Source organism: Citrobacter sp., from assembly GCF_050252275.1.
In the GTDB taxonomy this organism is placed as follows: Bacteria; Pseudomonadota; Gammaproteobacteria; order Enterobacterales; family Enterobacteriaceae; genus Citrobacter_A; species Citrobacter_A amalonaticus.
This window is the reverse complement of sequence record NZ_JBFWLF010000166.1, coordinates 1-10,092: the sequence shown is the minus strand read 5'-3', so window position 1 is coordinate 10,092 and position 10,092 is coordinate 1. Positions and strand designations below refer to the sequence as shown.

Below are 10,092 nucleotides of genomic sequence, written 5' to 3'. Positions count from 1 at the left end.
GTATTGAGTTTTTCTGCATTGACGGCAATAAAATTCGGACAGTCGTGGTGTCCGCTCATCAGGCACACCGCCGCAGCGGCGAGTGCGCCTTCGGCATGGTGCAAAGCATCCCACTCTTCCTGATCGAGATGCAGATTCAAGCGCAACGATTTATCGTGCAGCTCTCGGTTCAGTTCGAAAAAGTTCTCACGTAGATGATCATTCTCGCTGACTGACATGTATCCTTTCGCCATCCTTAGCTGCAGATACGCAGCGAGGTCGATCCTGGCATTGATAAGCTTATTCAGCAGATCGGTTCTCAGTCTGTCAACGAACATACTTCGTTCCTCCTCTTCCAGCCATGGTGCAACATAATAGTATGGCTATTTTTTGTACAATGTGATGCCTGAGATCAATAATTCACCCGCCATTAACATAATTTACAAAGTCGCTATAAGCCAATACCGACTTTCCCGCCCTTATCGGGTGAGATAGCAATACAATTTTTGTGCGGAACTCTGTAGAATCCCTGCCCTGAACATTCCAATAACTGAACAATTTTTAAGCTATGAGCAAAGTAACCCACCAGCCGAAAATCGGCTTCGTTTCCCTCGGCTGTCCGAAAAACCTCGTCGATTCGGAACGTATCCTGACTGAACTGCGTACCGAAGGCTACGATGTCGTCCCGAGTTACGACGACGCCGATATGGTGATCGTCAATACCTGCGGTTTTATCGACAGCGCAGTGCAGGAATCACTGGAAGCCATTGGCGAAGCGCTGAACGAAAACGGCAAAGTGATCGTCACCGGCTGTCTGGGCGCGAAAGAAGATCAGATCCGTGAAGTCCATCCGAAAGTGCTGGAAATCACCGGGCCGCATAGCTATGAGCAGGTTCTGGAACATGTTCACCACTACGTGCCGAAACCGAAGCACAATCCGTTCCTGAGCCTGGTGCCGGAACAAGGCGTGAAGCTGACCCCGCGTCATTACGCCTACCTGAAAATTTCTGAAGGCTGCAATCATCGCTGCACCTTCTGCATCATTCCGTCCATGCGCGGCGATCTGGTTAGCCGTCCAATTGGTGATGTGCTGAGCGAAGCAAAGCGTCTGGTCGATGCCGGTGTGAAAGAGATCCTCGTGATTTCTCAGGACACCTCCGCCTATGGCGTGGATGTGAAGCATCGTACCGGGTTCTATAACGGTGAACCGGTGAAAACCAGCATGGTCAGCCTGTGTGAACAGCTGTCTAAACTGGGTATCTGGACGCGTCTGCACTATGTCTACCCGTATCCGCACGTTGATGACGTGATCCCGCTGATGGCGGAAGGTAAGATCCTTCCATATCTGGATATCCCGCTTCAGCACGCCAGCCCACGTATTCTCAAGCTGATGAAGCGCCCCGGCTCGGTTGACCGCCAGCTGGCGCGCATCAAGCAATGGCGTGAAATCTGTCCGGAGCTGACCCTGCGCTCAACGTTTATTGTTGGCTTCCCGGGTGAAACGGAAGACGATTTCCAGATGCTGCTCGACTTCCTGAAAGAAGCGCGTCTCGACCGCGTAGGCTGTTTCAAATACAGCCCGGTAGAAGGCGCTGGCGCCAATGCGCTGCCGGATCAGGTACCGGAAGAGGTGAAGGAAGAGCGCTGGAACCGCTTTATGCAATTGCAACAGCAGATCTCTGCGGAACGTTTGCAGGAAAAAGTTGGTCGCGAAATTCTGGTGATCGTCGATGAAGTCGACGAAGAAGGCGCGATTGGTCGCAGCATGGCCGACGCCCCGGAAATCGACGGCGCAGTCTATCTGAACGGTGAAACCAACGTGAAGCCGGGCGACGTGATCCGCGTGAAAGTAGAAAACGCCGACGAGTACGACCTGTGGGGCACCCGCGCTTAACTCTCACTGACCCAGCCGGATAAGGCATTTATGCCCCATCCGGCAATGCCTGATAACGACGCCAACGCGTCTTATCAGGCCTGTGGTTCACCCTTTTATCTTCGGGTCCAGCGCGTCGCGCAGGCCATCGCCTAACAGATTAAACGCCAGTACCGTCAGGAAAATCGCCACCGCCGGGAACAGCGCCACATGCGGCGCAATCACCATATCCGCCCGCGCTTCATTCAGCATCGCGCCCCACTCCGGCGTCGGCGGCTGTGCGCCCAGTCCCAGAAACGACAGACTTGCCGCAGAGATGATCGACGTACCAATACGCATGGTAAAAAAGACCACAATCGACGAGACGGTTCCTGGCAGGATATGACTGAAAATAATGGTCGCATCGCTGGCACCAATACTGCGCGCCGATTCGATAAACGTCTGGCGTTTCAGCACCAGCGTGTTGCCGCGCACCAGACGCGCAAATGCCGGGATTGAGAAGATCGCCACCGCGATAATCACGTTGGCAATGCCGCTACCTAATACCGCGACCACAGCAATCGCCAGCAGGATACCCGGAAACGCAAACAGCACGTCGCAGATGCGCATGATGACCCGGTCCCACCAGCCTTCATAGTAACCCGCGAGCAGCCCCAGTACGGTGCCAATAGCCGCGCCAATCAAAACTGCAAATACCCCTGCCGCCAGTGAAATTTGCGCGCCAACCAGCACACGGCTGAAGATATCTCTGCCCAGCGAATCTACGCCGAACCAGTGCATCATCGACGGCCCGTCATTCAGCCTGTCGTAATCGAAATAATTTTCCGCATCGAACGGCGTCAGCCAGCGGGCGAAGATTGCCACCAGGATCAGCAGCAACACAAACAGGCCTGCTATCAACGCCACATGCTGACGGCGAAAACGTCGCCAGAATTCGTGCCACGGCGTGCGTACCCGCTCGGGTTTCACCATTGGCATGGCATCTAAAATCGCCTGACGGCGCCAGTTAAGTAAACGCATCCTTACTTGTACCTGATAGCCGGGTTAATGGCGGCATACAGCACATCCACCACTAAGTTGATAAGTATAAATTCCAGTGAGAACAACAGGACTTCCGCCTGAATCACCGGATAATCGCGCATCTCTACGGAGTCCACCAGCAGACGTCCGAGACCGGGCCAGTTGAAGACCTTTTCGACCACGATAGACCCGCCGAGCAAAAAGCCGAACTGTAACCCCATCATGGTGACGACAGGGATCATCGCATTGCGCAGCCCATGCTTGAGCACCACCCAGGTTTCGCTGACCCCTTTCGCCCGGGCGGTACGCATATAGTCTTCACTGAGCACATCGACAAATGAGGCGCGGGTAAAGCGAGCCATCACTGAGGCCACCGCCGCGCCAAGGGTGACAGACGGCAGAATATAGTGCTGCCAGCTATCGGCCCCGACGGTCGGCAACCAGCCTAACTCCACGGAGAACACCTGCATTAACAACATCCCCAGCGCGAACGCCGGAAAGGAGATCCCGGTAACGGCCAGCGTCATGCTGAGGCGATCCGGCCAGCGATTACGCCATACCGCCGCGACAATTCCCGCCGCCATACCGAACAGAACGGCCCAGATCATACTGCTCAACGTCAGCCACAGCGTCGGCATAAACCGACTGGCGATCTCCTCCGAGACCGGCCGACGGGAAACCATCGAGAGGCCAAAATCGCCCTGCAACACGTTAGTCATGTAATGACAGAACTGGACGTGCAGCGGCCTGTCGAGACCGAGTTGCTGACGAACCAGCTCAATCACCTGCGAGTCGGCTTCCGGCCCGGCAATCAGCCGCGCCGGGTCTCCGGGCAACAGGTGAACAAATAAAAACACCAGCACCGCAACACTGAACAGGGTCGGAATCAACCCCAGCAGGCGTTTAAGGATATAGTTAAGCATCCGATTTCCGCTGTGGCTTATTTCAAATCTGCATCATCAAAGCTGAACCCGGTATCTGGCATGATCCAGAAACCGGTCAGTTTGTTACTGTGCGCCGAGACCAGTTTTTCCACCACCAGCGGGATCCACGGCGACTCTTTCCAGACGATATCCTGCGCCGCTTTGTACAGCCGCGCTTTCACTTGCGGATCGGTCGTTTTCAGCGCGTCGGCGAGGTCAGTGTCAACCTGCGGATTGCTGTAGAACGCGGTGTTAAACAGCGTTGGCGGCCAGTTTTGTGAGGCAAACAGCGGCGACAATGCCCAGTCGGCTTCACCGGTCGACGCCGACCAGCCGGTATAGAACATTCTCACGCCGCTCTCTTTCTGCCCTTTGCCCTCAACTTCCGACGCGCGCTGACCGGCATCCATCGCCGTCACCTGCACTTTAACCCCCACCTGCGCCAGTTGCTGTTGGGTAAACTGCAACACTTTCTGGGCGGTACTGTGATTGTGCGATGACCATAGCGTGGTGCTAAAACCGTTTGGATAACCCGCTTCTTTCAGCAGTTCACGCGCTTTTGCCGGATCGTAAGGCCAGGGCGTGTAGCTTTGCGCATAAGCAATCGACGGCGGCACCACGCCGGTAGCCGGGGTCGCGTAACCAGCAAACGCCACTTTCACCAGCGCCTGACGGTTGATGGCGTAGTTTAACGCCTCGCGGACTTTCGGGTTGTCGAACGGTTTTTGCGTCACGTTCATGCTGATGTAACGCTGCATGATCGACGGACTGGCGACCAGCTGCAGATTTTTGTTTTTCTCTAACAGCGCCGCCTGCTCGTAGGGGATCGGGAAGGCAAATTGTGCTTCCCCGGTTTGCAGCATCGCCGCACGGGTATTGTTATCGGTGACCGGACGCCAGGTGATGCTATCCAGCTTCGGTAATCCCGGCTGCCAGTAATCGGCAAATTTCTTCACCTTCACAAAATCGGTTTGATTCCAGGTGTCCAGCACATACGGACCAGTGCCAACCGGATGGAAGCCAATCTCTTTGCCGTATTTCGCCAGCGCGGCTGGTGAGATCATCGCCGTTGCCGGGTGCGCCAGAATATTAATAAACGCGGAGAACGGCTGCTTCAGAGTGATTTTTACCGTCGCGGGATCGACAGCCTCTGTTTTGGCGATGTTTTTATACAGGTTATAACGCTTAAGGCTATTGGCGGGATCGCTGGCGCGATCGAGGTTTATTTTCACCGCCTCGGCGTTAAAGTCGGTCCCGTCCTGGAATTTCACCCCCTGACGCAGTTTAAGGGTATACACCAGGCCGTCGTCAGAGACGGTGTAACTTTCTGCCAGCACGTTCTTCAGCTTCATCTCTTTATCAAGGCCAAACAGCCCCTGATAAAACGATTTTGCCACCTGCTGCGATAAGGTGTCATTCGCATCATATGGATCGAGCGTGGTGAAGTTGGACCCCACCGCGACCACTACATCTTTCGCGGCAAACGCCGGGGAGGCTGCCAGCGCGGTCGTCGCGCCTAATGCCAGCAGCCAATGTCGGGCGAGTAATTTTGTCATCTTTTTTCTCCTGAACCCTGCCTGATTGTTATAAACGCAATAGCGCATTTTCTTGTTGTGGACGCGCGACATAATGTCCGGGCCCGACTAACTGCAATGAAACCGGTGCGGGCGCTTCGCCGCGCCGGTAAATGTTGCTGGGCAGATCGTCCGACAGCAGCACCCGCTGCGGGCGGTGATGTCCGGGGTCGGCAACCGGAACCGCCGCCATGAGCTTGCGGGTATACGGATGCTGAGGATCTTCAAACAGCGCAGCGCGTGGGCCGATCTCAACAATCTGCCCCATATGCATCACCGCCACGCGGTGGCTGATCCGTTCAACGACGGCCATATCATGCGAGATGAACAACCAGGCAATCCCCAGCTCTCGCTGCAAGTCGAGCAGCAGGTTGATAATTTGCCCGCGAATCGACACATCCAGCGCGGAGACCGACTCATCGGCAATAATCACTTTTGGATTGAGCGCCAGCGCGCGGGCAATACAGATCCGCTGGCGCTGTCCACCGGAAAACTCATGCGGGTAACGCCACGCATGTTCAGGTTTCAACCCGACACGCTCCAGCAGCCACGCCACCCGATCGGCCGCCGCCTTCCCCTGCAACAACCCGTGGACGCGCAGTGGCTCCATGATCGAATAACCCACGGTTTGTCGCGGGTCGAGTGAGGCGTATGGATCCTGAAAAATAAACTGAATATCGCGACGCAATGGCTGCAATTGACTGTCGGACAACGTATCGATTCGCTGACCGTTGAAAATAATCTCGCCGGACTGCGACTCCACCAGGCGCAGTAGCGCACGTCCGGTGGTGGATTTGCCACAGCCTGACTCACCGACCAGCGACAGCGTCTCGCCAGGCCAGAGATCAAAGCTGACATTTTCCACCGCATGCACTTCGCGAGTCACCCGATTAAGGATACCGCTACGTAACGGGAAACGAGTCACCAGATTGCGTACCTGCAAAATGGGCTCTCCCTCGACCACCGTATTTTGATCGACAGGCCGCTCACGCTTTTCCGGCTCGCTCAAAGAGATCAACGGGAAGCGGCGCGGATATGGGAGACCTTTCATCGCCCCAAGTTGCGGTACCGCCGCTAATAATGACTGCGTGTAAGGATGCTGTGGCGCGCGGAAGATCTGTTCCACAGTGCCGGTCTCCACCCCTTCGCCCTGATACATCACCAGCACACGATCGGCGACATCCGCGACCACGCCCATATCGTGAGTGATGAAAATCACTCCCATCGACATCTCTCGTTGCAGGACTTTGATCAGTTGCAGGATTTGCGCCTGAATCGTGACGTCCAGCGCGGTTGTCGGTTCATCGGCAATCAGCACCGCCGGGCGACACGAGAGCGCCATCGCAATCATTACCCGCTGGCGCATGCCGCCGGATAGCTGATGGGGATAGCGTGAAAGGATCGCTTTCGCCTCCGGAATGCGAACCTGATCGAGCATCCGCTTCGCCTCCGCCATCGCCTCTTCACGTCCCGCCCCCTGATGCAGGCGAATGGACTCGGCTATCTGCTCACCCACGGTAAACACCGGATTGAGCGACGTCATCGGCTCCTGAAAGATCATGGCGATATCGGCGCCACGGACCCGCTGAAGCTGTGACGTACTCTGTTCACCCAACTCAATCACCTCGCGGTTCCGACGACGCAGCAGCATCTGCTCGCACTGCACCTCACCACCAGACTGTTCAATCAGTCGCATCAGCGACAGCGCGGTGACCGATTTTCCTGAACCGGATTCACCGACAATCGCCAGCGTTTCGCCACGCCTGAGACGAAACGACAGGTTCCGCACCGCCTCAGTACGCTGCTGGTCCTGTTGAAAGGCTATATTCAGATTGCTGACGGCCAGCACGTCGCTGGCATCAAGCGCATCACTGTGTGGCAACGGTGTCCCCTTTTTCCCGGTAAATCCCGGTCGTTGGTGTATCCCCGGCATAACCCCAGGCGCGATACATGCCTTCGCAATTAAACGGCAAGGCCACATTCCCCTCATGATCGATGGCGATCAGCCCGCCGCTCCCGCCGAGTGCCGGTAACTTCTCCATCACTACCCGCTCGCAGGCCTCCGATAAGCTCAGCCCGCCGTAATCCATCAACGCCGCAATATCGTAAGCCGCCAGCGCGCGGATAAACACTTCGCCGGTACCGGTGCAGGAGACCGCCACACTGGCATTATTGGCATAACAGCCCGCCCCAACAAGCGGACTGTCGCCGACGCGGCCCGGTAATTTGTTGGTCATGCCTCCGGTCGACGTCGCTGCCGCCAGATTGCCATGCACATCCAGCGCTACCGCGCCCACGGTGCCCATTTTTTTGCCTTCGTCCAGCGGCGCGCCGCTGTGATCCAGCACGGTTTCGCCGCTTGAGCGCGCGACCAGCAGTTGTTGATAACGTTCAGGCGTCGAAAAGAGATCCGCAGACACCAGCGCCATCCCTTCTCCGGCCGCAAATTTTTCAGCGCCTGCGCCAATCATCATGACATGCGGGCTACGCTCCATTACTAGTCTGGCAGCAAGGATCGGGTTACGCAGATGGCTGACGCCCGCCACAGCGCCGGCTTTCAGGGTATTGCCATCCATGATGCAGGCATCCAGCTCATGGGTCTCATCACGGGTATACACCGCGCCGATCCCGGCATTAAACAGCGGACACTCTTCAAGCAGTCGCACGGCTTCAGTGACCACATCCAGCGCGCTTTCTCCCGCTTCCAGCATCTTTTGCCCGACGTCGACAATGTCGGAAAGCGCCTGGATATAGCGTAATTCCTGCTCCTGGCTCATCTGCGCGCGGGTAATCGCCCCTGCGCCGCCGTGAATTGCAATGACTGCTTTGCCCATATTTGCCGTCCGTCTTCTACAAATATCAGAATTCTGTAGAGTTATTGATTCGATTTTTGACTATAGAAAGATGCGATTAGCATGTAAAGCATTCACAGCCTTCCTAAGTCCGAGGTGGCATACAGTCCCCTCGCATTTTCTGACATAATAGACGGATTCGATTTTGCCCCGCAGGAGTGTTTTCATGGAATTTACCGCCGGACTGATGCCGCTGGAAACGGCGCTTACCGAAATGTTGTCGCGTGTTACCCCGCTCACCGCCGTCGAGACGTTACCGCTGGTGCAGTGCTTTGGCAGAATTCTGGCGACTGACGTGGTTTCGCCGTTGGACGTCCCGGGTTTCGATAATTCGGCGATGGACGGTTACGCGGTACGTCTGGCCGATCTCGCCAACGGACATCCGCTGCCGGTCGCTGGCAAAGCGTTCGCCGGTCAGCCGTTCCAGGGAGAATGGCCTGCGGGCAGCTGTATTCGCATTATGACCGGTGCGCCAGTACCGCCGGGATGTGACGCGGTAGTGATGCAAGAGCAGACTGAACAGACAGACAACGGCGTGCGTTTTACCGCCGACGTTCGCGCCGGGCAAAATATCCGCCGTCGTGGCGAAGACATCGGGCAAAACGCGGTGGTTTTCCCTGCCGGTACACGTCTTACCACAGGCGAACTGCCGGTACTGGCCTCGCTCGGCATTGCCGACGTCCAGGTGGTGCGTAAAGTGCGCGTTGCGCTGTTCTCGACGGGCGATGAACTGCAACTACCCGGTCAACCACTCGGCGAAGGTCAGATTTATGATACCAACCGCCTGACGGTGCACCTGATGCTGCAACAGTTGGGTTGCGACGTAATCAATTTAGGCATCATCCGCGATGATCCGCACGCCCTGCGCACGGCGTTTATCGAAGCCGACAGTCAGGCGGATGTGGTGATTAGCTCCGGCGGCGTGTCGGTCGGTGAAGCGGATTACACCAAAACCATTCTTGAAGAGCTGGGCGAAATCGCTTTCTGGAAACTGGCAATCAAGCCGGGCAAACCGTTCGCCTTTGGCAAACTGCGCAACAGCTGGTTCTGCGGTTTGCCGGGCAACCCGGTCTCAGCGGCGCTGACTTTCTACCAGTTGGTTCAGCCGCTGCTGGCGAAACTGAGCGGCAATACGGCCAGCGGATTACCCGCGCGCCAGCGCGTCCGTACCGCTTCGCAACTGAAGAAAACGCCGGGGCGTCTCGATTTCCAGCGTGGTATGCTGCAGCGCACCGCTAACGGTGAACTGGAAGTAAGTACCACAGGCCATCAGGGTTCACATATTTTTAGTTCCTTCAGTCAGGGCAACTGCTTCATTGTGCTGGAGCGCGATCGCGGTAACGTCGAAGTGGGTGAATGGGTGGAAGTCGAACCCTTCAACGCGCTGTTCGGAGGCCTGTGATGGCAGAACTCAGCGATCAGGAGATGCTGCGCTACAACCGGCAGATCATTCTGCGCGGCTTTGACTTTGACGGACAGGAAGCGCTGAAGGAAGCCAGAGTACTGGTAGTGGGCCTCGGTGGGCTGGGCTGTGCGTCCTCGCAGTATCTGGCGAGCGCCGGCGTCGGCCACCTGACGCTGCTCGATTTCGACACCGTGTCGCTGTCAAATCTGCAGCGCCAGACGCTGCACAGCGATGCGACCCTCAACCAGCCGAAAGTGGAGTCGGCGCGTGCCGCGCTAAGCCGAATTAATCCGCACGTCGCGATTACCCCGATTAATGCACTGCTGGACGAGACCGCCCTTCGGGCACTCATCGCCGAACACGATCTGGTGCTGGACTGCACCGATAACGTCGCGATTCGTAACCAGCTCAATGCGGGTTGTTATGCGGCAAAAGTCCCGCTGATTTCTGGCGCGGCGATCCGCAT

The 10,092-nt window shown here is 56.6% G+C and carries 9 protein-coding genes; 3 read left to right on the top strand and 6 right to left on the bottom strand.

Going from position 1 to position 10,092, the window contains the following annotated elements:
* A partial coding sequence (gene bssR / locus AB7E14_RS14585) for a biofilm formation regulator BssR (protein WP_428169627.1) occupies nt 1-317 on the bottom strand: 317 nt, incomplete at its 3' end.
* Nucleotides 318-547: 230 nt separating this feature from the next.
* On the opposite strand from bssR, the gene rimO reads away from it, so the two are divergent.
* Nucleotides 548-1,873 (top strand): 30S ribosomal protein S12 methylthiotransferase RimO, encoded by a 1,326-nt coding sequence (gene rimO / locus AB7E14_RS14580; RefSeq protein WP_043001250.1) that lies wholly within the window; start codon nt 548-550, stop codon nt 1,871-1,873.
* An 87-nt stretch (nt 1,874-1,960) separates the two neighbouring features.
* Here rimO and gsiD read toward each other — a convergent pair whose 3' ends face one another.
* From gsiD to iaaA, 5 genes are read right to left on the bottom strand one after another with little or no spacing between them, the layout of a single operon-like run.
* Nucleotides 1,961-2,872 carry a glutathione ABC transporter permease GsiD gene (gene gsiD, locus AB7E14_RS14575; protein ID WP_044326543.1) on the bottom strand — a complete coding sequence of 304 codons (912 nt, stop codon included), beginning with the start codon at nt 2,870-2,872 and terminating at the stop codon, nt 1,961-1,963.
* A 2-nt stretch (nt 2,873-2,874) separates the two neighbouring features.
* The gene (gsiC, locus tag AB7E14_RS14570) at nt 2,875-3,795 is read right to left on the bottom strand and encodes a glutathione ABC transporter permease GsiC (RefSeq protein ID WP_428169626.1); all 921 of its coding nucleotides are present in this window, start codon (nt 3,793-3,795) and stop codon (nt 2,875-2,877) included.
* Nucleotides 3,796-3,812: 17 nt separating this feature from the next.
* The gene (gene gsiB, locus AB7E14_RS14565; protein ID WP_428169625.1) at nt 3,813-5,351 is read right to left on the bottom strand and encodes a glutathione ABC transporter substrate-binding protein GsiB; all 1,539 of its coding nucleotides are present in this window, start codon (nt 5,349-5,351) and stop codon (nt 3,813-3,815) included.
* A gap of 28 nt (nt 5,352-5,379) precedes the next feature.
* Complete coding sequence (gene gsiA / locus AB7E14_RS14560) at nt 5,380-7,251, bottom strand: glutathione ABC transporter ATP-binding protein GsiA (RefSeq protein ID WP_043001254.1); 1,872 nt, start codon at nt 7,249-7,251, stop codon at nt 5,380-5,382.
* Nucleotides 7,238-8,203: a beta-aspartyl-peptidase gene (iaaA, locus tag AB7E14_RS14555; RefSeq protein ID WP_043001255.1), complete on the bottom strand. Its 966-nt coding sequence runs from the start codon at nt 8,201-8,203 to the stop codon at nt 7,238-7,240. The genes gsiA and iaaA overlap by 14 nt, the downstream gene beginning before the upstream one ends.
* A 184-nt stretch (nt 8,204-8,387) precedes the next feature.
* On the opposite strand from iaaA, the gene moeA reads away from it, so the two are divergent.
* Nucleotides 8,388-9,623, top strand: a complete 1,236-nt coding sequence (gene moeA / locus AB7E14_RS14550; protein ID WP_058587843.1) for a molybdopterin molybdotransferase MoeA — start codon at nt 8,388-8,390, stop codon at nt 9,621-9,623.
* Nucleotides 9,623-10,092 (top strand): molybdopterin-synthase adenylyltransferase MoeB (gene moeB / locus AB7E14_RS14545; protein WP_428169624.1); only part of this gene is annotated, 470 nt, incomplete at its 3' end. The genes moeA and moeB, both read left to right, overlap by 1 nt.

Bases quoted from the DNA above. Each gene is read 5' to 3' on its own strand.
- gsiC (WP_428169626.1), bottom strand. From the start codon at position 3,795: ATGCTTAACTATATCCTTAAACGCCTGCTGGGGTTGATTCCGACCCTG.
- gsiD (WP_044326543.1), bottom strand. From the start codon at position 2,872: ATGCGTTTACTTAACTGGCGCCGTCAGGCGATTTTAGATGCCATGCCA.
- iaaA (WP_043001255.1), bottom strand. From the start codon at position 8,203: ATGGGCAAAGCAGTCATTGCAATTCACGGCGGCGCAGGGGCGATTACC.
- gsiB (WP_428169625.1), bottom strand. From the start codon at position 5,351: ATGACAAAATTACTCGCCCGACATTGGCTGCTGGCATTAGGCGCGACG.
- moeA (WP_058587843.1), top strand. From the start codon at position 8,388: ATGGAATTTACCGCCGGACTGATGCCGCTGGAAACGGCGCTTACCGAA.
- rimO (WP_043001250.1), top strand. From the start codon at position 548: ATGAGCAAAGTAACCCACCAGCCGAAAATCGGCTTCGTTTCCCTCGGC.